A 25,002-nucleotide genomic window follows, 5' to 3' on the forward strand; every position below is an offset into this window, starting at 1 on the left:
GTTCCCGTGGGGCGCGCCGGCCGGGGGCGGCCTCGGCGTCCGGCTCAGGTCACCTGGGGCTCGAAGTCCCAGTAGGGCCTGTGCCGGGCGCGGGCCGCCACCGTGTCCACGTGCTGGGGGCCGAGGGTGGCGGCGAGGTCGGAGAGCGCCTCCTGTTCGGCCTTCTCGGCCGCGCGGCGTTCCCGCAGCGCCCGCAGGTCGGCCGCGTAGGCGATGCGTGCGGCCAGTGTCAGCGGATGCGTACGGCCGAGCGTCTCGGTCGCGCCCGCGACGGTGGTCCTGCTGAGTGCCGCGGCGGACTCCGGGTCGCCGACCAGATTGCGCAGGGCCGAGGCGTTGACGGCGCAGCCCAGTGTCCACGGGTGCTGTTCGCCGACGGTCGTGGCCAGGTCGGCGAGTGCCTGTTCGCACAGCGCCTGGGCCTGTTCGCGTTCGCCGACGCTGCGGAGCATCAGGGCGTGGTTGGCGCGGGCTCCGGCGATGAAGGGGTGCCCTTCGGCGAGCTGTGCCTCGTAGCGGGCGATGACGCCCTCGCTGGTCGCCCGTGCCTGGTCGATGTCTCCGTGTTCGCGGGCGAAGCAGCTCTGGCTGACGGCTGCGCCCAGGGTGAGCGGGTCCTTCTCGCCGAGCTTGCGTTCGTAGCGCTCGAGGATGCGGGTGAGCATCGGTCCGGCCGTGCCGTGATCGCCGAGCCGTTGGAGGCAGAGGGCGAGGTTGTGCTCGGCCAGCAGGGAGATCGGGTTCTCGGCGCCCATCACGCGGCGGTATTCGCGGGCGTTCCTGGCCTGTACGGACTCGGCTTCGGTGTAGCGGCCGAGCAGCCGCAGATTGGTGGCGTAGTGGATCTCGGAGAAGAGCGTCCACGGGTGACGGCCCTTCAGGAGCTGCCTGCGGGACTCCAGAGTCCGCCGGTCGATCTCCAGGCTCTCCTCGTAGTGGCCGAGCAGGCGCAGGGCGAAGCCCAGGTTGTTCAGCGTGTTCAGGGTCCGGGAGTCCTGGTCGCCCAGGAGTTCGCGGTAGGCCGGGTAGAGCCCCTCATAGAGCTCACGTGCCTCGTCGTAGCGGCCGAGGCCCCACAGGTCGCCGCCGAGACCGTTGGCGGCCCGCAGGTAGTCGAGGTCCTGCTCGCCGCGCTCGGCCCGCAGGCGCTCGACGGCGTCCCGCTCGAGGTCTGCCGCGCGCCGGTACTCGCCCGCCGAGCGCAGGGCGTTCGCGAGATGGAAGTTCGCCTCCCAGATGCGCGGATGGGACTCGCCGAGCAGCGAACGCCAGCTCTCGAGAGCGCGCTCGCCGAGCGAGATGGCCGCTTGGTACTCACCGGTGAAGAACATGTAGCGCAGGCAGTTGAGGACCATGCGCTGCACCGCGCGGTCCTCGCTGTTGAGGACGTCCGCGTAGTTCAGGTGCGGCACGATCTCGGCGTACGCGTCCCACAGGCGGGTGTCGGTGGGGCGTCCCGGGTCCGCGACGACCAGGGCCCGGCGCACCACGTCGATGAACTCGCGCTCGTCGGCGGCCGGCATGTCCTTGCGCACGATCTGGTGGACCATGCGGTGCAGGTACAGCGACTCACCGGCGGACGCCGAATCGCCGCCGACCTCGTGGGATTCCAGGCGTACGACGGAGTACTGGCGCAGCTGGTTGATCGCCCGGTTCCACAGCAGCGGGTCGTTGAGCAGCCGGGCGATCTGCTCGGGCAGTTCGTCGAGCGGGGTGTCCTTCAGGAGCCGCACCGGGATGGAGCCGGGCGCGAAGAACGTGCACAGGCGCAGCAGGTCCACGGAGGCCGGGACGGTCTCGCGGAGCTTGTTGAGCAGTATCGACCAGGCGGTCTGGAAGGCGTACGGGAAGTCCGCGGACACCTTGACGACGTCCTGGTCCAGTCCGTCCTCGAGCAGGTCGATGTACTCGGCGACCGACAGGTCCGAGTCGTTGAGCCAGCCGGCGGTCTGGTCGAGGAGCAGCGGCAGGTCCTCGAGCGCGGAGGCCAGCTGGTCGGCGTCGGCCTCGGTGAGGCGCGGGGCGCGGCGGCGGATGAAGGCGACGGACTCCTCGCGGCCGTAGACGGGTACTTCGAGGAGCCGGCTGTTGTGCTCGGTCCACTTCGGGTTGCGGGAGGTGATCAGGACGTGGCCGGGCCCGGTGGGCACCAGGTCCCAGATCTGGTCGGGGTCGTCGGCGCCGTCCAGGATGAGCAGCCAGCGGGAGTACGGGTCGCCGCGGCGCAGCGAGTCGCGGACGGCGCGCAGTCGCTCGCCGTACTCGGCGCCGGTGGGCAGGGCGAGTTTCGGGGCGAGTTCGGCCACCGAGCGCCGGTAGGTGACCCGGCTCTCGGCGCCGACCCACCAGACCACGTCGTACTCGGAGCCGAAGCGGTGGGCGTACTCGGCGGCGAGCTGGGTCTTGCCGACTCCGGGCATGCCGTGCAGGGTGACGACGCCGGCGCCCGGTTCGGCGTTCTGCAGGAGTTGGTACGCCTCGTTGAGGAGCGGCTCGCGGCCCGTGAAGCGGGTGTTGCGCCTCGGGACGGTGCCCCACACCTCGGACATCGCGGCCGGGAAGCGCGGGCCGCGCGGTGCCCCTTCGGCGGGCGCGGGCAGCGGAGTGGTGGGCAGGTCGAGGCGGTCGAGGAGGCGGCGTTCGGCTTCCTCGGCGTCCATGGCGAGGAGTTCGACCGGAGCGAGCACGGTGGTGGCGGTGGGCAGCGAGGCGCCGGTGACCGATACGGCGGCGAACCGGGACGGGTCGGGGCCGACGACCGCACGCAGTGCGCGGTTCCATTCGTCGTGGGTACGCGGGCCGAGCTGGAAGTACCACTCGCTGACGAGCACGAGGATCCGGCCCTCGCTCAGCTTCAGGTCCTGCAGCAGCTCCACCAGGGGGACCTCGGCGGGCGAGTCCCAGCGCATCTGGACGACTCGGATGCCCCGGCGTTCCAGACGGTCGGCGATCCAGGCCGCCCAGGGCCGGTTGAAGCCGGCATAGCTGATGGTGACGGTCTCTCTCGTGGCCCCGCCTCCGGTGGACCTGACCGGCCTTCGAACTCCAGACATCCAGCGGCCTCCCCGCACATCATGTTAAGACTCGGCGCGGCTCCGCAACAGGCACGGGGCTGCTGCCCGTGGGTGGCCGTCGCGCGCTCCGTCCGGCTTTCTCTCTCTTCCCGCAGCGCAACGATCATCACCCCAAATGGCAACTGTAGTCACCCAGTTGGCCTTGTTCGCCGAACCTCGAAGAGGGCGCGGGCCGCGGCCACGTAGGCCTGTGCGCGTACGACGTGGTGGCGCGGTGGCCGGTGTTGCGCCATGCGTTCGTACCGGCCGATCATCTCGTCGACGAAACGGCGGCCCGGGACGGTGAGGTCGGGTGAGCCGGCCAGGACGGGAAGGGCGGCCGCGACCTGTTCGCGGCATCGGGCGTGGGCGGACCAGGCCGCTTCGCGGTCGGGATGGTGCGCGGCGGTGAGTGCCCGCTGCTGGAAGAAGTCGGCGAGCGCGAGGTGCGAGTAGGTCCCCTGGAAGAGTCCGTCGAACTGGCGGGGTCCGGTCCGCCAGGGCGCGAAGTAGCGCCTGTCCGGGCCCGCTTGATGCAGTGTCACCAGCTGGCTGAGGGCGACGAGTTTGGTGTGCTGGAGTTCGTGCACCAGGGTGACCGCGAAGACGTCCGGGGCGGGTGGGGCGGTGCTGAGGACGGCTCCGAAGGCTTCGGGCCGGGTTCCGCTGCAGGTGCCGCCCATGGTGTCGTCGGAGCCCGAGTCGTCCGGGGAGGTCAGGGGGACGAGGCCCCGCAGGAGGGTCGCGGCCTCGAGGAGGCGCTGGTCGCCGCCGAGGCGGAGTTCGACCGAGGTGCCGGACCAGGCCTGCAGCCACTGCTTGCGCTCCGCGTCGCCGGGTTCCCCGGGCCCGCCGAGTCCGGGATAGCCGGAGCCGCCCGGGCCGGCGCGATAGGGGCCCAGGTCGTCGAGCGGGACGGGTGCGGCGGCGGGGGTCAGGGCGGGCAGTGCGTAGGCGGATGTCCACCCCGCGGCACCGGACCAGCCGCCGGTACCGCGTTCCGGGTGCACGGTCACGTCTGCCGCATCGTGCTGACGGACGGTCAATCGACCCTCGGCGTTCCGGACTTCGAGCTCGCGGTCGGTGGCGTGCGGGATGCGCAGGGTGCCGATGGACGGCAGGTCGAGTACGCCGTCGTGGGCGGTGAGACGCACGGTGAACGAGAGATCGGCACGGGCTGCTGCGGCGGCGGCGAGGGCGCTGAAGTGCGCCAGGTCGCGGCGGAGGCGGTGCGCGCCCGCTGCGGTGGTACGGCGGTCCAGGGCGCTCAGGCAGCTCTGCGCCCAGGGGCCGACCAGCGGGTGGAGGAGGCGTTCCCGGGCGGGCGAGGGGGCGCCTGTCCGCTGCGCCGTCGGCTCGGCGCGCTTGGGCGGGGGCGCGTCGGCGGCCACGAGCAGCGCCCAGTCGTCGAGGAGCCGGCTGCGCAGGGCGGCGGGGCACAAGGCCTCGTCCGCCTCGTCCACGGCGTCGAGGACGGCACGGAGCAGCAGCAGCCGACGGGTGTCCTGGTCGCGGGCGAGCAGGGCGAGGGCGTCGGGGCCGCCGCCGGTGCTGCCGAGTTCGGTGAGGACGTGGTCCGTGACCGGCGGGACCCTCACGGCCTGCCTCCGTTCCGGTGGGCCGCCGGCGAGGTGGCGGCTCTCGCCGCGTCCTTCGCCAGCCGGTCCGCCACATGGCTGATGAAGCGCCACAGGTCGGCGCAGTACACCGAGCGGCCGGTGAACCCGTGTCCCGCCCGGTAGCGGTGGGCGTACATGCCGCCGCCGCAGATGCCGAGGAGCGGGCATCTGCGGCAGTCGGCGGACAGCGCGGCGGTGCCGGCCTGGCGCACGGCTATCGCGGGATGCCCGAGCGCCTCGTCGAAGCTGTTTCCGAGGACGTTCAGGCCCGTGTACGCCGCGCCGTCGTAGGCCGATTTGAGCGAGTCCGCCTGCTCGATCGCCCCGTCGGTCTCCACGACGACGGACGCGAACGGGGCCGGGCCGATCTGTTCGGTGACCGCCGGAAGGCCCAGGAGCAGCGCCAGGCACTCCTCGAAGAGGCGCACCCGCGTCTCACGCCGTCCGGCACCCCACCAGCGGTCGAAGACGGCACACAGCCAGTCCCCGTACACGGACCCTTCCGGGGTCCAATGCGGCGGCGGTGCCGACCAGTTGCCGTGCGGGAGGAGCAGGTCGAGGGTCGGCGGGCCGAGCGCGAGGAGGGACTCGTAGGTGTCGACGGGGTCCTGGGTGGGGTCGACGACGGCCAGGATTCCCGCGTACGCCCCCGGGAAGCGGTCGGCCACCAGGCGGGCCCCGCGCTGGGCTGCGGGCCATGAGGGGCGGCCGGAGCGGTACGCACGGCGCTTGTTGTGGACGGCGCGGCCGCCGTCCAGGCTGATGCCGACGCCGATGCGGTGCCGGGCCAGGGTGCGCAGGCGCTCCTCGGTGAGCAGGGTCGCGTTGGTCTGCAGTGTGGTGCGCACCGTGCAGCCCTCAGGTACCCGTGCACCCACCAGGTCGGTGAAGCGGCCGAGGCGGTCCGCACCCGCCAGGAGCGGCTCTCCGCCGTGCAGGACGAGGGCTACGGTGCCCAGTGCGTGGGTGCGCACATGCTCGGCGATACGAGTCGCCGTGGCGTCGAGCACGTCCTGCGACGCGGCGGCGGGGCGGTCTCGCCAGGTGTCGTCCGGGCCCTCGTAGAGGTAGCAGTAGGTGCAGGCGAGGTTGCAGCGGCCGTGCACCTTCACGATGAACTGCCCGAAGGGCACGGCTGGTTGGGCAGCAGAATCGGCAGGAGCTCGTCCAGACACGCCAGCCCCCTGCCTACGGTTCGCCGCTCGTCCCCGGCCGTCCTTCCCAATGCCGTTGCGCTTTCAAACGCCGCCTGTTCGACTCTGACCGATTCCGCGGACCGTGCGGCCGAAAACCCCGTACGGACGGTCCGTTCGCTCCGTACGGGCGTGTGGAGGCGCTGCTCACAAAGCGCTGTTGTAGCCCCAGAGCAGTTCGTCGGGCCGCGCGGCACGCTCCCTGAGGTCGGCCAGCACCTGGTCCAGAACCGGATGCCGGACGTCCCGCAGATCCGCGAGTGCCAGTCCCGTCAGATCCGGAAGCGCCCCGGCTCGTTCCCCCGGCCCGTCCTGCTGTCCCCGCTCATCCATGTCTGTCCACTCTCCCCTCTCTCCTCGGTCTCTCGACACCCACCCGTATCCGAACCGGCCTGCCAGGCCGTCCGGTTCGGTCCTCCCTGCCTCTCACTCCAGTTCGGCGAGCCGCAACGCGGTCTGTTCCGCGGTCGGTTCGCTGGTGCCGATGTGGTGATCCGGCAGTCTCGCCCACCGGGTCCGGGCCTCGCGATAGGCCTCACGCGCGGAGCGCGGACGCGCCGCCGCCTCATAGGACATACCCCGCAAGTGGTGTGCTTGTGCCTCCAGTCGGGCCGCTTCCTGCTCCCGGCGTTCCGTCGCCGCGTCCCGCTGCGCGCGGCGGGCCGACTCCGCCGCCGCCCGGAAGGCGTCGACCGCCTCGTCCAGGCGGCTCGTCCGGCCGAGGCTCGCGTACGCCTCGAACTGTGCCTGTCCCAGCTCGAGCCAGCACTGCGCCGCGAGCAGGGCGTCCTCCGCCTCGGCCGCGGCGAGTCCGAGCAGATGCTCGGCCTCCCGCAGGTCGACACGCTCTCCGCCCAGGCCGTAGCGGAGCATCAGGGCCCGGCCGAGCAGCAGCAGGCGCCGGGCCAGGTGAGCGCTGCCCGCCGAGGTCTGGGCCCGGCAGTCGCGCAGCACACTTATGGCCCTGGACAACGAGTCCTGCGTAGCGATGCCTTCGCCCAACTGCACGCGTCGCAGCAGTACTTCGCCCCATTCGGCGAGAACGTCGGCATGTGCGGCGGCGTCCCGTGACATCCGCTGGGCCGCCTGCTCGAAGTGCCGCGCCGCGGCGTGCAGTTCCCTGGGCCCTCCCGATTCCGCATAGGCGGCGACCGCGATCCGGCCGGCGCGGACCTCGAGCCTGGCGCGCTGATGCTGGTTGCCTGCGAGGCCGAGGCCCTCCTCGACCGCCGAGCTGGCGTCGTCCAGTACTCCGCCGGACGCCAGGATCGCATCGACCAGGTCGATCAGGACGTGGACGCGGCGCGCCGCGTCGCTGTCAGAGTCGTGGTCGAGCGCCTCGCGCAGCGAGCCGGCACTCTGCTCGGCGTATCTGCGGGCCTGTTCCGGATGGGAGGTGGCGCCGGAGAGCCGCAGCAGGACCCGGCCGTGCGCGAGCAGGATCTCCGCGGGGGTCCGGTCGCGGTCCGGCCACGCGTCGACGTAGGCCTCCAGCATGCCTACGGCCGCCTGCAGTTGGGAGCTGTCGCCGCCGAGGCGCCAGCGCGACTCGAGTGCGCTCACCCGCTCCAGGGTCAGCCGGAGCACCTCCGACTCGTCGAGCCCGGGCGCCGAACAGGCGACTGCATACTCGCGGTCGGCGCGGCCGAGGAGTTCGAGCGCCTGCCGCCGGTCCCCGTGGCGCCAGTGGTCGGTGGCTCCGGCGCGTAACACCCGTGCCAGCACCGCCCGTTCACGTAGCCCGCGCGGGTGAGCGACCGCGCGTCCGGCCGCCTGCTCGGCCTCCGCGAGCAACTCGGGACCGCCCTGCACCTCCCACAGCCGCAGCACGCTCTGCCCGTACTCGCCCCACAGCTCGAAGTCCTGTGCCGCGGCAGAGTCGGGGGTGTCCTGCTCGGTCGCCCGGCGGAGCAACTGCACGGCATCGATGAGGTCCTGGACCATTCCCTCGCCGTCGAACCGCTCCACGAGCGAGCGTGCACGAGCCACGGCGGGGTGTACGGGCCGGTCCTCGGACGCCTCCCGGCGGTCGCGGGCGCCGTAGAGGGCGAACTGCTCGGGCAGCGGCATGAAGCGCTCCAGGACGCGGGCCGCCACTTCGGCGAAGGGCTGCGGGACGAGCTGCGTCTCGCCCCCGTCACCGGCCGGCTCCAGGTCGCGGCCGTCGCGCGCGTAGGGCCCGGGCGGACTGCCGCCGCCGAGCTGGGCCAGGGCGAGGGCGGGGAAGTTGGGGCCGCCCTTGGCGAAGCGTCCCTCGATGTACTGCGAGCAGTGCTTGAGGATCAGTACGGCCTCGTCCCTGCCCAGCGGTGCGAGCAGCGATTCCTGTACGCCCGGGGCGAATTCGTACCACTGGGGGCCACCCGAACCGTTCGTCTCCCGGGTACGGGAGACGAGGCCGCCGAGCAGGACCTCCGCGAGTTCGGCGGGTCCGGAGTCGGGGAGCATGGTGCGCTGCACCAGTTGCATCACGGGCAGGCAGAGCGGCGCCGCCGCCAGGTAGACCGCGAGCCGGCCCGCACCGGTGGAGGCGTTGGAGCGAAATCTGCTGACCAGTTCGAGCCCGGACGGGCGGCGTCCCGGGCGGGCCGCCGGTGCCGGGGGCTGGTTCGCGCTGACCCAGCCGATGGCGCCGGTGACCGTACCGGCGCCGGTACGGGACAGCAGCCGCGCCCAGGCGCCGAGGGCCGCGGGTTCCGGCGGTATCACCGGCACCGGGAGCATGCCGGGCCGGGCCGGCACCGGGGTTCCCGAGCGGCTGCGCACCCGCAGCGCGGCGGCGCCGCCGAGGCCCTCGCCCCTGGTCAACTCGCCGTAGGAGACGGGGAGTCGGGTGCGCTGCCACATGCGTTGCGGTAGCGGCTGGAGGACCGCGGCGGCGGCCTGGCGGGACAGGTGGTGCAGGAGTCGGTGCGCCTGTCCGCTGCGCCAGAGCGGGCCCACGCAGTCGCTCACCAGGAGGGTGAGGCGGCGGCCGGTGGGGTCGTTCAGCCGGTCCACGGAGTGCAGTGGCAGCGCGTGGCGGTCCGGGCTGCGGCTGACCGCCGGGCGGCCGTCGGGGCCCTCGTGCAGGTGACTGACCTGGATGTCCCAGAAGGCGCCCAGCCTGCCGAAGATCTGCTCCAATTCGGCGAACATCCTGTCCCACACGCGCATCGACGACGAGGCGTCCATCACGAGCTGCAGCCGCGCGTCGGCCCGGGTCACTCCGCGGAACACCGGCGTCACCAGGCCCGCGAGCGCGCTGCGTTGGGCCGTCTCTGTCTCGTCCAGGACGGTCCGCAGGGGCGGCGCGGGACTGCGGTAGCGCTGCAACGGCCGTAAGGCGCGCTGCAGTTCGAGCGGGGCGGGCAGGGCGGTGGCCGCCGGCACTCCGACCGGGAGCGGCGCCGCCCGGCCCGGGCTGCCGGTCGTGCGCTCGCCGGGTTGCGGCAGCGGGAACAGCGCCACGCGCCGGTCGCCGCCTCCGTCGTGCCGCTGCGGCGCGAGCGGTGCGGGTACCTGCTGGTCCGCCGGGAGTGGCGGGTCCGCCGGTACGGGGCCGTTCCCCGCAGTCGTCGTCCGGTCGCGTGGGGCCGGCTGGTCGCGGGAGTCCGGCGCAGGTTCGCCCGGCGGCTCGGGTTCGGCCGTGCGGGTCCAGCGGGCCAGCCAGAGGGCGTCGCAGAGCTGCTCGCCGTCCGGGTCGAGGCCGGCCCCGCGCAGTCGCGCGATCAGTTCGGCGACCGGGTCGCCGCCGGGTGCGTCCTCGCCCGGCCGGCTCGCGTTCGGCGGGCCGGCCGCAGGCGGACCGACGGAGGCTCCGTCGCGCCCCTGGGCGTCGGGCATCAGCGCCTCACCTCGGCCGGTCGAGCCGCTGGATCAGCAGGTCGGCGAGGCGTTCACGGCTCGGCGGTGCGGCCGCGTCGGTGAGGTGGATGGCGTTCAACAGCTGGTCGGCGGCGAGGAGTTCGCTGCGGGACCGTTCGAGGAACCGGGCGATCAGGTCGTCGCCGGCCCGTGCCGCCTCGTCGCCGAGATGGGCCCGTACGAAGGTGGCGAGGCGCTTGTGGTCGGGGCGTTCGAGCTCGAGGTGGATGCAACGGCGCATCAGCGGGGCGGGGAAGTCTCGCTCGCCGTTGCTGGTGAGGACGACGAAGGGGAAGGCGCGGCAGCGCACCTTGCCGTCCTTGACCCGCACCTTGGCGCCGTCGGCGGTGAGTACCTCGGCCTCGCGATTCGGCAGCCGGTCGGCGATCCGTTCCAGCTCCGGGATCGCGAACTCGCCCTCCTCCAGGACGTTCAGGAGGTCGTTCGGCAGGTCGATGTCGCTCTTGTCCAGCTCGTCGATGAGGAGCACCCGAGGGGTGTCCGTGGGCAGCAGCGCGGTGCCGAGCGGGCCGAGCCGGATGTAACTGCCGATGCTCTCCGCCGCGCCGGGGGCGGCGCCGTCGGTGGATGGCCCGCCGCCCTGTGCCGCGATCTGTACGTCCTGCAGCCGGGCGATGGCGTCGTAGTGGTACAGGCCGTCCTGGAGTCCGGAGCGGCTGACGATGGACCATTTCAGGACGCCGCCGAGGCCCAGTTCGTGCGCGACGGAGTGCGCGAGGGTGCTCTTGCCCGCGCCGGGGCTGCCGGTGACCAGGAGGGGGCGGCGCAGATACAGCGCCGCATTGATCATCTCGAGTTCCTCGGCGCCCGGCCGGTGCAGTTCGGCGAGGTGCCGGTGGATGCCGAGCCTGCGGTCCTCGGAGCCGTCGCCACTCTCCGCGTCCCGGCCGGCGAAGTCGCGCCAGGGCGGCGGTGCCGGGAGCCGGGCCATCCCGCCGTGGGGCTCGCCCGCACCCCGGTAGATGAGCCATTCGCTGGATTCGGTCATGATCCGGTTCCTCGTCGTCGCTCGTCCACCAGGGCAGCCGTCCGGACGTGCCTCACGGTATCCACCGCGAGGGGGCCTGATAAGTGCTCGGAGGTACCGGTGTCAGGTCGTCTCACGGCGCCTCCAGCAGGTCGTCCGCGCCGAGGAGCGGAAGGTGGGGGTCGTCATAGAACAGGGTGATTCCGTCCGCCCAGTAGGTCTCGGGCCGGCTCTCGCTCAGGCCCGCCCGCAGTTCGTGCACCAGGCCCGGGAGCCGCGCCGCGCTGCCGGCGCCTGCGACGGTCTCTCCCGCGCGGCGGTGGAACTCGCCGCACACCGCGTCGCGTTCACCCCGCCAGCGCCGCCACAGGGCGACGGAGAAGCCGCCGTGCACGATCCGCGCGAGCGCCACACCGTCGTCCTCGAAGCGCCGGTCGCCGTACCGGCAGAGCACCGGGACGGCGCCGTGCGGAAGGCCTCTGAGCCGGTCCACGGACGGCACCGGCATCCGCAGCCCGTCGTCGCAGTCCAGTACCTCGACACCGGCTTCGTGCTCGTGCACACGACGCCACCGCGCCTCACGCTCACCGGGTTCCCCGGGCTCCTCGTACTCTCCGGCCGATGCCGCCCCCGGATCAACGGCGCCGTCCACCGCCGCCTTGTCCCGGTCGGCGCAGCGCACGACGACGGGCCGGCGCGCGCCGAGCGGTGCGGCGTCCGGGCTCGACTGCCAGGCGTCGACGTCCAGTCCGAACAGTGCGGGAGGCAGCGCGACCTGCAGGGCCCCGGGCCGCCCGGGCTCGTCGCAGCGCCGGAAAGCCTCCTCCAGCGGTCCGGCGAGCACGGCCGGCAGGTCGTCCAGGGGTGCGCGGTCTCCCTCGGGCAGCCGGACCACTGTGCCGTCCTGCCGCACCACGCAGATCCGCCAGAAGCAGTGGTCGGGTTCCCAGCCCCGCTGCCCGATCTCCAACAGGGTGAAGGGGTACGGCACTTGGCCGCCGTCGCCCTCGGCCGAGACCGGGAGGTCCGGGGCGCTCGGCTGCTGCCGCCGCCGCAGATGCTCGATGTGCTGCTCGGCGAGCCGGTCCCGCAGACGCGGGCGACCGGTGCGCCCCGCCGACCTGCGCACCCACTCCCACAGACTCTGCTCGGCCGCTTCCGTGCCGGGTGCCACATAGGGCTGCTCGGCGGAGATGACCCCCATCGCGTACGCCAGGAGGAGTTCGAGCGCACCGTCCTGGCGCGCCCCTTCGTAGAGCGCGCCGAGTCCGTCCCGCCAGGCGCGCGGCGCGGGCGACGGCAGCTCGGCCGGGAAGTCGGGCAGCGACTCGAGCAGGTCGAGCAGCGTGCGGGTGCTCACCGGTGGCGGCAACTCGGCGAGCTTCCCGAGGAGTTGGGCCCGCTCGTCCGGCTCGAGGGCGCGACCGGGCCGCACTCCGAGGCGGGACTGGACGTCCGTCCAGGTGGACCGGCCGGCGCCGGGGTGCCGCTGGCGGTCGCGGTGGTAGCGGTCGTGCGCGTGGAAGACGGCCTGGTAGAGGTCGTCGTGCTCGGCCCGCAGCGCCTGGCGCGGCACAGGCAGCGCCCGGAGCTGCTCGATGCCGGTGCAGGTGCCGCCGCTCCCCCGGTCCGACCGCGATTTGAGTACGCCGACGACCTCGCCGCGCACCGGGTCGATGACCGGTCCACCGGAGACCCCGGGCGGCAAGTCGTTGTGCCCCAGGCGTAGTTGGACTCCGGCGGACCAGCCGCCGAGCGTGCCCTGCACGGTGAGCGGTCCGTCGAGGGCCTGCATCTCGCCGCCGAGGACGGTCCATCCGGCGTAGAACACCGTCCCCTCGCCGAAGTAGGCGGCGGGCCGCTCCGACACGTAGACGCACTCGTGGTGGGTGGGTTCGCGGAGCCGGACGAGGGCGAGATCGGGTCCTGGCCAGTTGCCGCGTGCGTCGGGGCCCGCGCGCTCGGGGACGGTGGCGGCCACTTCCCCGTGCACGGTGGACACGTCCACGCCGGGCCCGCCTCCGTGGACGACCACGACCTCACCCCCTTCCCCGCCGAGCGCCACATGTGCACACGTCAGCACCCAGTTCGGCGCGACGAAGAATCCGCTGCCGAGAAACGTCCCGGGCTCGCCCTGGGCATACCCGACACCGGGCCGATGGATGCGCACGGTGGCCGCCATCACGAGCTCACGCAGTGCACGCTGAGCGGCGTCGGGGCGTCCCGGTGCGCCCCGGTCGCTCTCGTCCGTCACGCGCCGCCTCCGGCCGGCGGGTCGGTGTCGTCCGTGCGCCCCGCAGCGCCGGGGGATGCGCCCGAGCGCGGGGCACCGGCGGGTGGCGGAGGGCTCGGCGCGGTCATGGGGATCGGCGGGACGGCGGCCGGGGGCGGCTGCGGGGGCACGGTCGGCGCAGGATCGGCCGGCGGGACCGGCGGTGGCGGCGGGTCCTCGGTACGCGTACCCGCCGGGTCCGAGGCCTCCAGATCGGGCGGGCCGCCCTGCCAGGTGAGCGTGACCGCGAGACTCGCCTTGGCCTCGCCGTCCGCGAGCATGCCCACCACCCGCCCGGCCTTGGCGGTGAGTTCGATCCCGAACTCGACACTGACCTCGTCGGGCTTCACGGCACGCAACGGGCCCGCCAGGGAGCGCGCCACACTCGTCACGACCGAGTGCAGACTCTCGACCTGGAGCTGGGCCCGGTCCCTGAACCCGGTGTCCGTGTACGAGAGTTCACCGGACGGCTCCGCCGGATCGTCGGCCACCGAGATCCGGGCCCACACCTGCGAACCGTCGGGCATGTCGATCTGCGCGATCCGGCTCGTTCCGTTCCCCATGACTCACCCCGTTCCCTGAAGTCCCCCGCACCTCCACGGCATCCGCCTGCACGGCCGACACCGCCTGCGCAGAGTAATCGGACGGTGGCTCGCACGCGAGGGTCCTTGCGTGCCATGGCCGGTATGCGCCTGCCTATGCTTTTCCCGTCCCCGTACGAGCCCCCTTCCCCCTCGGGCCCCGCTCGGGGCACCAACACCTTCCCTGTTCACCTGGGAACGAATCCACCACCGCCTGAAACCGACGGAGCACGCACCATGTATTTCACCGACCGTGGCATCGAGGAGCTGGAGAAGCGGCGCGGCGAGGAGGAGGTCACGTTCGAGTGGCTGGCCGAGCAGCTGCGCGCGTTCGTGGATCTCAATCCGGACTTCGAGGTCCCGGTGGAACGCCTGGCCACGTGGCTGGCGCGACTGGACGACGAGGAGGACTGAGGCGGATCCGGGCGCCCTGGCGCGAGGCGCGGGGCCCCTGCCTCCGGAGACGGCAGAACAACCGCAGACCTTGACGTCGAGCCTCCGCGATATATCGTGTGTCGTGAGGAGACGCGATATGGCGCGACTCCCCGCCAAGACGGAGGTCACCCCATGGCAAGGACATCGTGGGACGTCACGGAGCCACAGAAGCTCACGTTCGACGACCCCCTCACGGACCTCCACGTCCGCACGGTCGACGGCACCGTGAACGTCGTGGGCACCGACGACAACCACGACGACTCCGCCCGCCTCGAGGTCACGGAGATCGAGGGTCCCCCGCTCCGCGTCACCGTCGAGGACGGCGTCCTCACTGTCGCGTACGACGATCTGCCCTGGCAGAACTTCCTGAAGTGGTTCGACCGCAAGGGCCACCGCCGCCGGGCGATCGTCTCCCTCGCGGTCCCGGCCGCGACCCGCGTCGAGGTCGGCGTGGTCGGGGCCGGCGCCGTCATCTCGGGCATCACGGCGAAGACCACGGTCCGGGGCGTCAGCGGCGACTCCACCCTGCTCGCCCTCTCCGGCCCGGTGGTGGCCGAGACCGTATCGGGCAACGTGGAGGCCCAGGCCGTCACCGGAAAACTGCGCTTCAGCTCGGTGTCCGGCGGACTCACCGTCGTCGAGGGCTCGGGCGCATCGGTCCGGGCCGACACGGTGAGCGGAGACACCATCGTCGACGTGGAGCCGGGCGACGGCCCGACGGACATCCAGCTGAACAGCGTCTCCGGCGAGATCGCCGTCCGCCTCCCGCACTCCGCCGACGCGAGCGTCGAGGCGAACACAGCGAGCGGCGCGGTCTCCAACTCCTTCGACGACCTGCACGTGGGCGGCAGTTGGGGCGCCAAGCGGGTCACCGGCCGACTCGGCGCGGGCGGCGGTTCGCTCAAGGCCAACACGGTCTCAGGCGCCATCGCGCTGCTCCACCGGCCCGCGCCGCACGAGGACGAACCACCGGCCGACACTCCTCCCGCCGATGACGTCCCGCCCACCGGAAAGGTGCTCTGACATGCCCCCCGTCTTCGCCCACGGGCGCCTGCGCCTCTACCTGCTCAAGCTCCTCGACGAGGCCCCGCGCCACGGGTACGAGGTGATCCGGCTCCTGGAGGAGCGCTTCCAGGGCCTGTACGCGCCCTCGGCCGGCACGGTCTACCCGCGGCTCGCCAAGCTGGAGGCCGAGGGCCTGGTGACCCACACCTCGGAGGGCGGCCGCAAGGTCTACTCGATCACCGAGGCCGGCCGCGCCGAACTCGCCGACCGCAGCGGCGAGTTGGCGGACCTGGAACTGGAGATCCGCGACTCCGTGGCCGAACTGGCCGCCGAGATCCGCGACGACGTACGGGGCGCCGCGGGCGACCTGCGCCGCGAGATGCGCGAGGCGGCCGGGGCGAACCGCAACGGCGCAGGCAAGTCCGGTGCGAGACAAGGCAGTTCAGGGAAGGGCGGAGCCGGGGACAGTGAGGCCTGGCGCACGGCGAAGGAGGAGCTGCGCCGTGCGAAGGAGGAGTGGAAGGACCAGGCCCGCCGCGCGAAGGACGAGTCGCGCAGGGCGCGCGAGGACGCCACGGAGGCCCGCCGGCAGGCACAGGCCGCGCACGAGGAGGCCCGCGAGGAGGTGCAGCGGATGGCGCGCCGGGTCCAGGAACAGGTCCAGGGCCACTTCACCCGCGGCGACTGGCCGACGGGACTGCGCGAGGGACTCACCGAACTCACCCGTGAGTTCGGGCGGTTCGGGTGGGGACCGGGGTCGGCCTCGTCAGCCGACTCCTCGTCACCCTCGCCCGGTCCGGGCAAGGACACCGCCGCCACCGAGGTCACCGTGGAACGCGTACCGGCGGACGATGCGGAACCGGACGAACCCGCGTGGGCCCGTGAGGCGTCGAGCGGTGACCCCGCGCGGGACCTCGAGCGGCTGCTCGACCGGTTCCGCGACGATGTGCGGGACGCTGCGCGTGATCATGGAGTGACGGAGGCGCAGTTGCGGGACGCCCGGCGTCATCTTTCCGTTGCGGCGGCGCATATCGGGGCGGTGCTCCGTTCCGGGGCGGACCCGGCGGGGGGCGGCTCGCAGCAGGACTGACGGCCGGTGTGCCGCCGAGGCGCTGCCGCGCGCCCCGCGGGCTGCCAGGCATCGGCCTGGCAGCCTCGGCCGCCACCCGCCCGGCCTCGTCCGGACCCCGCGGACGGGCATGACAGCCTCGACCTACCCCAGCACCCGTACCACCGCGTCATGGGACAGCCCGTGGCCGGCCAACACGTCTCGGGGGACGCCGGGGCGGGCGGTGAGGGCGAGCAGGAGGTGCTCGTCGCCGATGCTGCGGTCACCTCGCCCCAAGGCCGCCCGCAGCGACTTCTCCAGGACGTCCTTGGCCTCGGGAGTGAAGGGGCGGTGCCCGGTGAGGCGGCGTCTCGCCCGGCGGGCCGTGCCCGCGAGCGCCCCCTCGCCGTGCTCCTCCTCCGCCCGTGCCACGATCGCGTCGACGTCGACACCGAGACCGGCCAGGGCCCGCGCATCGGCGTCCGAGACCCCGCCACGGCGCCGAGCCTCGGCCAACTCCCGTTCCACCGTGTCCCGTTGGCGTTCCATCCCCAGTGCATGCAGGACGAAAGAGCCCTTCGTGCCCTCCGCATCGAGCAGCGCGAGCACCAGATGCTCGTCCGTGACGGCAGGAGCCTCACGCGACTCCGCGTACGCGACGGCCCCTTCGACCACCGCACGCGCCCCCTGGGTGAACCGCTCGAACATCATCGCCTCCCGTACTTCTTGTGCACGGCCTGCCTGCTGATCCCGAGTTCGGCGGAGATCTCCTGCCACGACCAGCCCTGGTTGCGCGCACTGCGCACCTGGACCGACTCGAGCTGCTCGAGCAGCCGCCGCAATGCGGCGACCGCCCGCAGCCCGACCCGTGGATCACGATCTCCGGCCCGCTCGGCGAGATCCGTCGCTTCGGTCATGCCGTCAACTTACGTTGACAGCATCCCGACCGTCAACCTTCATTGACAGAACGGTGGCAGGGGAGGCCTGCCCCGGAAGGCGGTCGGTGGCGTCTCGGGCCGCATTCCGCCCTCAGACCGCCGGTCCGGCCTCAGACCGTAAGGACGATCTTGCCGAACTGGCCGCCCGCCTCCATCCGCTGGAAACCCTCGCGGGCACGGTCGAGCGGCAGCACCTCGTCGATCACCGGACGTACGCCCGTCGCGTCGCAGAACGACAGCAGGTCCTCCAGCTCGTCCTTGGACCCCATCGTCGAGCCGACGATCTTCAGCTCCAGGAAGAAGACCCGGGTCAGCTCGGCCTTCGAGGGCGCGTCCCCGCTGGTCGCGCCGGAGATCACCACGGTGCCGCCGGGCTTGAGGGACTTGATGGAGTGCGACCAGGTCGCGGCGCCCACCGTCTCGATGACCGCGTCCACCCGCTGCGGCAGCCGCGTGCCGCTCTCCACCGCCTCCACAGCGCCCAGTTCGAGGGCCCGCTTGCGCTTCGCCTCGTCGCGGCTGGTGGCGAAGACCCGTAGGCCCGCCGCCTTGCCGAGGACGATCGCCGCGGTCGCGACGCCACCGCCCGCACCCTGTACCAGTACGGAATCACCCGGGCGGACACCCGCGTTGGTGAAGAGCATGCGGTACGCGGTGAGCCATGCGGTCGGCAGGCAGGCGGCCTCCTCGAAGGAGAGGCCGGCGGGCTTCGGCAGGACGTTCCAGGCGGGCACGGAGACCTGCTCGGCGAAGGTGCCCGGGTAGCGCTCGGTCAGGATGGAGCGCGGCTCCTTCGGCCCGACTCCGTGACCGGTCTGGCCGATGACGGAGTGCAGGACGACCTCGTTCCCGTCGTCGTCGACACCTGCCGCGTCGCAGCCGAGGATCATCGGCAGTCGTTCCTCGGGCAGACCGACACCGCGCAGCGACCAGAGGTCGTGGTGGTTGAGCGAGGTGGCGCGGACGTTGACGGTCGTCCAGCCGGGACGGTCCTCGGGGGCCGGACGCTCCCCCAACTCGAGGCCGTCGAGCGGCTGGTCACGGTCGATTCGGGAAGCGTAGGCAGCGAACATGCGGCTGACGATAGGCCGCGGGCCTCGGGTCGCGGTACCGCGCCGCGGTGTGACGCGGATCAACCCCGTTACGGCACACCCGGCCCGGCGGCGACCGAGGACGTCGTGCGGCCGGGCCGGCGATCGGGGACGAGGCGTTCCAGGCCGACGCCTGGAACGTGCCCCGCCATCGTCCGTCCTCGATCACCGGAGCGGCTCAGCGGCCCCGGATCAGCCCGCGCAACGCGGCACTCACCGCCGCGCAACCCCCTCGGCCCGCGCGGCCGCAGCGACCGCCGCGGTCACCGCAGGCGCGACCCGCTCGTCGAACGGAGACGGAATGACGTACTCCGCAGCGATCTCGTCCCCGACGACCCCCGCGAGCGCCTCCGCCGCGGCGATCTTCATGCCCTCGGTGATACGAGAGGCCCGCACCTGCAGCGCACCCGCGAAGATGCCCGGGAAGGCGAGGACGTTGTTGATCTGGTTCGGGTAGTCCGAACGGCCCGTCGCCACCACGGCCGCGTACTTGTGCGCGATGTCGGGGTGGACCTCGGGGTTCGGATTGGCCATGGCGAACACGAAGGCGTCTCGCGCCATCGAGGCGACCGCCGGCTCCGGGACCGTACCGCCGGAGACGCCGATGAAGACGTCCGCGCCGGACAGCGCGTCCTCCAGGGATCCGGTCAGACCTGCCCTGTTGGTGAGCTCGGCGAGCTCGCGCTTGACCTCGGTGAGGTCCTGGCGGTCACTGCTGACGATGCCCTTGCGGTCCGTGACCGTCACATCGCCGATCCCCGCCTCGAGCAGGAACTTGGCGATGGCCACGCCCGCCGCACCCGCACCCGAGATCACCGCACGCAGCTCGCCGAGCGTGCGCTCGGTGAGCTTCGCCGCGTTGCGCAGCGCCGCGAGGGTGACCACGGCGGTGCCGTGCTGGTCGTCGTGGAAGACCGGGATGTCCAGGCGCTCCTGGAGCTTGCGCTCGATCTCGAAGCAGCGCGGCGCCGAGATGTCCTCGAGGTTCACGCCGCCGAAGGAGGGGGCGAGCCGCACCACGGTCTCGACGATCTCGTCGGCGTCGGTGGTCGCGAGCGCCACCGGCACCGCGTCGACCCCGCCGAACTGCTTGAACAGAATCGCCTTGCCCTCCATGACGGGGAGCGAGGCCTCGGGACCGATGTCACCGAGTCCGAGCACGGCGGTCCCGTCGGTCACGACGGCGACCACGTTCGACTTCCACGTGTAGTCGTGGACCAGTTCCGGCTTCTCGTTGATGGCGCTGCACACCTTGGCGACGCCCGGTGTGTACGCGAGGGACAAGTCGTCCTTGTCCCGGACCGGCACCGTGGCCTGCACGGCCATCTTGCCGCCACGGTGCAGTGCGAATGCCGGGTCGAAGGCCTCTTCCGGGCCGTCCGTACCGGCGTCGCTGCGAGGATTGACGATCTCCGCTGCCACTGTTGTCTGACCCCTTAAGTCTTTATCAATTGAGGGTGACCACTCCCTGGTTGAGGGGTGGGCGGGCACCGTGTCCGTGCCTTGTCTCGGCGGTTGGACCGCCTCCACAAGGGGAGGTACGGACACGCGGGCGCGCCGCACACGCGCCCTGAGCCCCGGATGAGGGGTGTAACGCTCTGTTTTACCGGATGGCACGGGCGGCAGACGAGTCCGATACTGAGCGGTGAGATCCCTCATAGTCCGAAATCCGGACATTAGGCGCGGCGCCCGGAACGCAGAAGACGGCGAAATGAACGGCGCCGGAATCCGAGACGGATCGGAGAATCTACGGCCACCCAGGTACTGATCGGGAGAAGGCACACCCGAACCGGACAAGAACCGGCACCAAGCCGGTTGCTGTTATCCATTTTTGACATGCCTGGCCCCTGAACCAGGGCGTCCGAATGGCAGGATGCCGTAATCACACTAGGTCGCGACACCCGAAGGTGTGTGCCCGACCGATCGGTTACACCCCCCGCCGGAGGAACCCACCATGACCGCACGCAGCAGCTGTCGCCGTCGCCCCGCGAAGTCCCGTATCGCCGCGGTCGGCGCGACGGCGGTGGCCGGCGCCCTGATCCTGACCGGCTGCGGCGACCAGACCGCCGATTCCGGCGCGTCCAAGGAAAAGCAGTCCTCCGCCCCTCTCGCCGACAAGCTTCCGAAGGACATCCGGGACGAGGGCGTCATCAAGGTCGGCTCGGACATCGCCTATCCGCCGGTGGAGTACCGGGACAAGAGCGGCAAGGTCGTCGGCATCGACCTCGACATCGCCAAGGCGCTCGGCAAGCAGCTCGGCGTGGAATTCAAGTTCTCGAACGGCACCTTCGACACCCTGCTCGGCGGTCTGCGCTCCAAGCGCTACGACATCGCGATGTCGGCCATGACCGACACCAAGGACCGCCAGGAAGGCGTCGACCCGGAGACCGGCAAGGCGGTCGGCGCGGGCGTCGACTTCGTCGACTACTTCTCCGCGGGCGTTTCGATCTACACCAAGAAGGGCGACACCCAGGGCATCAAGACCTGGGCCGACCTCTGCGGCAAGAAGATGGTCGTGCAGCGGGGCACGGTCTCGCACGACCTGGCCAAGGACGAGTCGGCGAAGTGCGAGAAGGCCGGCAAGGGCAAGATCACCCTCGAGACCTTCGACAACGACCAGCAGGCGCAGACCCGGCTGCGGTCCGGCGGCGCGGACGCCGGATCCTCCGACTTCCCGGTCGCCGCGTTCGCCGTGAAGACCTCCGGCGGCGGCAAGCACTTCGAGCTGGTCGGCGAGCAGGTCCAGGCCGCTCCGTACGGCATCGCCGTGCCCAAGGGCAATGACGAACTGCGGGACGCGATCAAGGAAGCCGTCGACGCGATCATCAAGAACAAGGAGTACGACAAGATCGTCAAGAAGTGGGGTGTCGAGGACGGCGCCATCACCTCGGCCGAGATCAACGGCGGCAAGTGACACCGCCCGTCGCTGTTGAAAGGCATGACCTGTGACTGTTGAGATCAACAAGCCGGGCCCGGAGGACACCCCTCCGCCCCGTCCGGAAGCCATCAAGGCCATCCCGGTCCGTCACTACGGCCGGTACGTCTCCGCGCTGATCGCGCTCGGCCTCCTCGTCGCCATCGTCGCCGCCTTCGCGAAGGGCGACATCAACTGGGGCGTCATCCCGGACTATTTCTTCGACGACCGCATCCTGCACGGTGTCCGCGAAACCCTCATCCTGACCCTCGTCGCCATGGTCATCGGCATCGTGGGCGGCATCATCCTGTCCGTCATGCGGATGTCCAAGAATCCGGTGACGTCGTCGATCGCCTGGTTCTACATCTGGTTCTTCCGTGGCACCCCGGTGCTCGTCCAGCTCCTGGTCTGGTTCAACCTGGGCTTCGTCTTCGACACGATCAACCTGGGGCCGATCTACAAGGACGAATGGTCCGACTTCATGACGCCGTTCCTGACGGCGCTGCTCGGTTTCGGCCTGAACGAAGCCGCGTACATGGCGGAGATCTGCCGGGCCGGCCTGATGTCGGTCGACGAGGGACAGACCGAGGCCTCCCAGGCGCTCGGCATGAGCCACCGCAAGACGCTCCGCCGGATCGTCATCCCGCAGGCCATGCGGATGATCGTGCCGCCCACCGGCAACGAGGTCATCAACATGCTGAAGACGACCTCGCTGGTGTACGTGGTGCAGTACTACGAGCTCCTCAAGGAGTCCACCGACATCGGAACCAGTTCCGGCGCCACGGTCGAGATGATGTTCCTTGCCGCCTTCTGGTACCTGGTCCTGACCACGGTCTTCAGCGTCGGTCAGTACTACCTGGAGCGGTACTACGCCCGCGGCTCGTCCCGGAGTCTGCCGCCGACGCCGCTGCAGAAGCTGCGGACCAACCTGTTCTCCTTCTCCACCCGTTCGCCGGAGGCCAAGCGATGACGCCCATGGTCAAGGCCGAGGGCGTCCACAAGTCCTTCGGTCACGTCGAGGTCCTCAAGGGCATCGACCTCGAGGTCGCACCGCGCGAGGTGCTCTGCCTGATCGGCCCGTCCGGCTCCGGCAAGTCCACCTTCCTCAGGTGCATCAACCACCTGGAGCAGATCAACGCCGGCCGGCTCTACGTCGACGGCGACCTGGTCGGCTACCGGCAGAAGGGCGACAAGCTCTACGAGCTGAAGGACAGCGAGGTCGCCCTCAAGCGCCGGGACATCGGCATGGTCTTCCAGCGCTTCAACCTGTTCCCGCACATGACGGCGCTGGAGAACGTCATGGAGGCGCCGGTCCAGGTCAAGGGCGAGACGAAGGCGGTGGCCCGGGAGCGGGGCGAGCGGCTGCTCGACCGGGTGGGGCTCGCCGACAAGGCGGGCACCTACCCCTCGCAGCTCTCCGGCGGTCAGCAGCAGCGGGTGGCCATCGCGCGCGCACTCGCGATGGAGCCGAAGCTGATGCTCTTCGACGAGCCCACGTCGGCGCTCGACCCCGAGCTGGTGGGTGAGGTGCTCGACGTGATGCGGTCCCTCGCAGAGGACGGCATGACGATGATTGTCGTCACCCACGAGATGGGCTTCGCCCGGGAAGTCGGTGACTCGCTCGTCTTCATGGACGGGGGCGTCGTCGTCGAATCCGGCCACCCGCGTGACGTCCTGACGGACCCGCAGCACGAACGCACGAAGTCGTTCCTGTCGAAGGTGCTGTAGCCTCCCGGCGCTTCGCCCGGGGTCGGGGGTGCCCGCCACCCTCGACCCCGCCGGCGACCGGGGGCACTCGCTCGTAAGCCGGACGGGCCGGGGGCGGACCGTCGCAAGCGTGCGGACGAGCTTCAACCTCGCCGGACGGGCGGGAAGCAGGCCGCGTGGTCGAGCGCCCACGCGCCGAATCCCCCGGCCGGGCGCCCCACGAGGCGCCTCACATGGTCCGTGACCAGATCTGACCCCCGCCTCCCCAGCGCTGCCTCGACAAGGGCGGAGACCAGCCGCTCCGGACGCCCGTCCGCCCGCATCCGGGCCGCGGCCAGCTCCGCCGGCACCGGCTCGAAGCGCAGGCGCCGCCCCAGTGCCGTACCGAGCAGAGCGACCTGGTCGGCGCGCTCGAGTACCTGCGGCCCGGTCAACAGGTGTGGCCCGCAGGTGAGTCGGCCGTCCTCGGCGAGCAGCGCCGACACCGCGGCATCGGCGACATCGCGCTCGTCGACCACCGCGGTACGCGCCGTCTCCGGCCCCGCGACCACGTCCCCCGCCCTCAACTGGCCCGCCCAGCCGAGTGCGTTGGACGCCAGCGTGTCGCTCCGTAGGACCACCGGGCGTACCCCCGCCTCCCGGAGCAGCGTCTCCATGTCCGCGTGCACCTGCACGATGGGATCGCTCTGCCGCAGAGCGGTGTCGTCGACCGCCGTGGACGACACCTGGACGACCCGCGGCGCGAACGCGGCGAGTTCCGCGACCAGCGCATCGGCCGGCTCCCCGGTCTCCGGCAACGGCCAGATCAGCAGGACCGCATCGACGCCGGCGAGCGCCGCGCGCACCGCGGCCCGGTCCGTGAGGTCTCCGACCGCCCATGCGACGCCCAGGGGCGGTGCAGCTCCGGGCTCCCGGCGCACCAGACCGCGCACACGCACTCCGCGCGCCCGGAGGCGTACGACGATCTCGCGGCCGAGGTGGCCGGCCGCCCCGGTGACCAGAACGGAGGCAGGGGGAAGGGCGCCCACCGGACGCATCGTTTCAGGCATGCTGGCGAAGCTAGGGGTTCAGGTCGACACGAAGGCAAGAAGCCGGAGGGCAAGGCGGTCATGGGCACAACGCGGACGGTCGGCGAGGCAGCCGCACAACTCGGCGTCGAGGCACATGTGTTGCGGCACTGGGAGGATGTGGGCGCCCTGACCGTGTCACGTGACACCCACGGCTACCGCGTGTTCGACGACCGAACCCTGGAGCAGGCCCGTACCGTCCTCAGGCTGCGGCGCGTGGGCCTGTCGCTGCCCGAGGTCATGGCGGCGATGGCCCCGACGAAGGTGGCCGCGCAGCGGGTCGTACGGGCGAAGATCGCCGATCTCGAGGAAGAGATCGCTCACCGCGAGCAGGCGCTCACCTACCTGCGGCACACCCTGGAGTGCCGGCACCGGTACCTCGACGACTGCCCGGACTGCGCGACGTTCGTCCGCGGCACCTGACCCGGCCCGTACGGGGTGGGCGGCCTCAACCTCCCACCCCCACACGTCACTTCAGCGCAAGCACCAGCGCGTCCACGGGCGAGGCCCAGACCGCGCGGGCCTCGGCGAAGCCGGCTTCGCGCAGCGTGCCGGTGTGCCATTCGACCGACGGCACGTCGCCTTCCGCGTGCTCCCCGTAGATCTCGAACCGCTTCGCGGTCGGCCCGGCGAGCACCGGGTCCTCGGCGGCGAGTTCCCACCACTGGGCCCAGTCGAGCGCACCCGCGGACTGCGCGGCCTCGCGGCGGGCGACGCGCAGGGCGCGCTCGGCCTCGTTGATCCGCGGGGTCGCCTCGTCGCGCATGTGGTCGGCGTTCATGAACACGCCACCGTCACGCACGAGTTGGCCCAGCCGGCCGTAGAGACCGGCCAGCGGCTCGGCGTGCAGCCAGTGCAGCGCGGTGGCGGTGAGTACGGCGTCGTAGGAGTCGTGCGGCAGCGCGTGCGGCCATTGCGGATCCAGGAGGTCGGCGGTGACGAACGTGACCCGCTCGTCCCCGGCGAACGTCCCCTCGGCGATCGCGAGCAGCGCGGGGTCGAGGTCGACACCCGTACTCGTGGCGTTCGGGAACCTCTTGAGCAGCCGGTCCGTAATACTGCCCGTACCGCAGGCGAGATCCAGCACCCTCGGTTCGGGGCCCACCGTCGCCTCGACCATGTCGAGCATCACCCGGAACCGCTCCTCGCGGTCCGGCATGTACCACTCCTGCTGCCGGTCCCAGCTTTCCTGCCAGGCGAGCCAGTCGGTTCCCGCAGTGGTTTCCGTCATCGGAACGCCTCCAC

21 protein-coding genes are annotated in these 25,002 nt (G+C 71.8%); 7 read left to right on the forward strand and 14 right to left on the reverse strand.

The window, feature by feature from the left end:
- Positions 1-44: 44 nt before the first annotated feature.
- The 8 genes from fxsT to DSC45_RS15725 form a co-directional block, all read right to left on the reverse strand.
- Positions 45-3,053 carry an FxSxx-COOH system tetratricopeptide repeat protein gene (gene fxsT, locus DSC45_RS15690; protein ID WP_119291327.1) on the reverse strand — a complete coding sequence of 1,003 codons (3,009 nt, stop codon included), beginning with the start codon at positions 3,051-3,053 and terminating at the stop codon, positions 45-47.
- 149 nt (positions 3,054-3,202) lie between these two features.
- On the reverse strand, positions 3,203-4,651 hold the full coding sequence (locus DSC45_RS15695) for an aKG-HExxH-type peptide beta-hydroxylase (RefSeq protein WP_119291329.1): 1,449 nt from the start codon (positions 4,649-4,651) through the stop codon (positions 3,203-3,205).
- Positions 4,648-5,847 carry an FxsB family cyclophane-forming radical SAM/SPASM peptide maturase gene (locus DSC45_RS15700; RefSeq protein ID WP_240434657.1) on the reverse strand — a complete coding sequence of 400 codons (1,200 nt, stop codon included), beginning with the start codon at positions 5,845-5,847 and terminating at the stop codon, positions 4,648-4,650. Before DSC45_RS15700 ends, DSC45_RS15695 begins: the two co-directional genes overlap by 4 nt.
- 165 nt (positions 5,848-6,012) lie before the next feature.
- Positions 6,013-6,198 carry an FxSxx-COOH cyclophane-containing RiPP peptide gene (fxsA, locus tag DSC45_RS15705; protein ID WP_119291332.1) on the reverse strand — a complete coding sequence of 62 codons (186 nt, stop codon included), beginning with the start codon at positions 6,196-6,198 and terminating at the stop codon, positions 6,013-6,015.
- A 93-nt stretch (positions 6,199-6,291) separates the two neighbouring features.
- On the reverse strand, positions 6,292-9,690 hold the full coding sequence (locus tag DSC45_RS15710; protein ID WP_240434658.1) for an SAV_2336 N-terminal domain-related protein: 3,399 nt from the start codon (positions 9,688-9,690) through the stop codon (positions 6,292-6,294).
- Positions 9,691-9,697: 7 nt separating this feature from the next.
- Positions 9,698-10,720, reverse strand: coding sequence for an AAA family ATPase (locus DSC45_RS15715; RefSeq protein ID WP_119291334.1), 1,023 nt, complete (start codon positions 10,718-10,720; stop codon positions 9,698-9,700).
- Positions 10,721-10,832: 112 nt separating this feature from the next.
- Complete coding sequence (locus tag DSC45_RS15720) at positions 10,833-12,953, reverse strand: VMAP-C domain-containing protein (RefSeq protein WP_346426663.1); 2,121 nt, start codon at positions 12,951-12,953, stop codon at positions 10,833-10,835.
- Complete coding sequence (locus tag DSC45_RS15725; RefSeq protein WP_119291336.1) at positions 12,950-13,534, reverse strand: CU044_2847 family protein; 585 nt, start codon at positions 13,532-13,534, stop codon at positions 12,950-12,952. Before DSC45_RS15725 ends, DSC45_RS15720 begins: the two co-directional genes overlap by 4 nt.
- 255 nt (positions 13,535-13,789) lie before the next feature.
- Between DSC45_RS15725 and DSC45_RS35735 the strand changes: the two genes are divergently transcribed.
- From DSC45_RS35735 to DSC45_RS15735, 3 genes are all read left to right on the forward strand, one after another.
- The gene (locus DSC45_RS35735) at positions 13,790-13,966 is read left to right on the forward strand and encodes a DUF6104 family protein (protein WP_162929236.1); all 177 of its coding nucleotides are present in this window, start codon (positions 13,790-13,792) and stop codon (positions 13,964-13,966) included.
- A 153-nt stretch (positions 13,967-14,119) separates the two neighbouring features.
- Positions 14,120-15,010, forward strand: coding sequence for a DUF4097 family beta strand repeat-containing protein (locus tag DSC45_RS15730; RefSeq protein ID WP_119291338.1), 891 nt, complete (start codon positions 14,120-14,122; stop codon positions 15,008-15,010).
- A 1-nt stretch (position 15,011) separates the two neighbouring features.
- On the forward strand, positions 15,012-16,082 hold the full coding sequence (locus tag DSC45_RS15735; RefSeq protein WP_119291340.1) for a PadR family transcriptional regulator: 1,071 nt from the start codon (positions 15,012-15,014) through the stop codon (positions 16,080-16,082).
- 123 nt (positions 16,083-16,205) lie between these two features.
- On the opposite strand, the gene DSC45_RS15740 is transcribed toward DSC45_RS15735, so the two are convergent.
- The 4 genes from DSC45_RS15740 to DSC45_RS15755 form a co-directional block, all read right to left on the reverse strand.
- Positions 16,206-16,748: a Clp protease N-terminal domain-containing protein gene (locus tag DSC45_RS15740; protein ID WP_119291342.1), complete on the reverse strand. Its 543-nt coding sequence runs from the start codon at positions 16,746-16,748 to the stop codon at positions 16,206-16,208.
- Positions 16,748-16,957, reverse strand: a complete 210-nt coding sequence (locus tag DSC45_RS15745; RefSeq protein ID WP_119291344.1) for a helix-turn-helix domain-containing protein — start codon at positions 16,955-16,957, stop codon at positions 16,748-16,750. Before DSC45_RS15745 ends, DSC45_RS15740 begins: the two co-directional genes overlap by 1 nt.
- Positions 16,958-17,088: 131 nt before the next feature.
- Positions 17,089-18,051, reverse strand: a complete 963-nt coding sequence (locus DSC45_RS15750) for a zinc-binding dehydrogenase (RefSeq protein ID WP_119291346.1) — start codon at positions 18,049-18,051, stop codon at positions 17,089-17,091.
- Between the two features lie 231 nt (positions 18,052-18,282).
- Positions 18,283-19,491 (reverse strand): NAD(P)-dependent malic enzyme, encoded by a 1,209-nt coding sequence (locus DSC45_RS15755; protein ID WP_119291348.1) that lies wholly within the window; start codon positions 19,489-19,491, stop codon positions 18,283-18,285.
- A gap of 532 nt (positions 19,492-20,023) precedes the next feature.
- Between DSC45_RS15755 and DSC45_RS15760 the strand changes: the two genes are divergently transcribed.
- The 3 genes from DSC45_RS15760 to DSC45_RS15770 are packed head-to-tail and all read left to right on the forward strand — an operon-like array spanning position 20,024 to position 22,711.
- Positions 20,024-20,983: an ABC transporter substrate-binding protein gene (locus DSC45_RS15760; RefSeq protein ID WP_119291349.1), complete on the forward strand. Its 960-nt coding sequence runs from the start codon at positions 20,024-20,026 to the stop codon at positions 20,981-20,983.
- Positions 20,984-21,014: 31 nt separating this feature from the next.
- Entirely contained in the window at positions 21,015-21,953 is a 939-nt protein-coding gene (locus DSC45_RS15765; protein ID WP_119291351.1) for an amino acid ABC transporter permease, read from the forward strand.
- Positions 21,950-22,711, forward strand: a complete 762-nt coding sequence (locus DSC45_RS15770; RefSeq protein ID WP_119291352.1) for an amino acid ABC transporter ATP-binding protein — start codon at positions 21,950-21,952, stop codon at positions 22,709-22,711. The genes DSC45_RS15765 and DSC45_RS15770 overlap by 4 nt, the downstream gene beginning before the upstream one ends.
- A 122-nt stretch (positions 22,712-22,833) precedes the next feature.
- Here DSC45_RS15770 and DSC45_RS15775 read toward each other — a convergent pair whose 3' ends face one another.
- Positions 22,834-23,739, reverse strand: a complete 906-nt coding sequence (locus DSC45_RS15775; RefSeq protein ID WP_119291354.1) for an NAD(P)H-binding protein — start codon at positions 23,737-23,739, stop codon at positions 22,834-22,836.
- A gap of 60 nt (positions 23,740-23,799) precedes the next feature.
- Between DSC45_RS15775 and DSC45_RS15780 the strand changes: the two genes are divergently transcribed.
- Positions 23,800-24,180 (forward strand): MerR family transcriptional regulator, encoded by a 381-nt coding sequence (locus DSC45_RS15780; protein WP_119291356.1) that lies wholly within the window; start codon positions 23,800-23,802, stop codon positions 24,178-24,180.
- 46 nt (positions 24,181-24,226) lie between these two features.
- On the opposite strand, the gene DSC45_RS15785 is transcribed toward DSC45_RS15780, so the two are convergent.
- On the reverse strand, positions 24,227-24,988 hold the full coding sequence (locus DSC45_RS15785; protein WP_119291357.1) for a class I SAM-dependent methyltransferase: 762 nt from the start codon (positions 24,986-24,988) through the stop codon (positions 24,227-24,229).
- Between the last annotated feature and the right edge of the window lie 14 nt (positions 24,989-25,002).

The sequence above is a fragment of the Streptomyces sp. YIM 130001 genome (assembly GCF_003574445.1).
Taxonomy (GTDB): Bacteria; Actinomycetota; Actinomycetes; order Streptomycetales; family Streptomycetaceae; genus Streptomyces.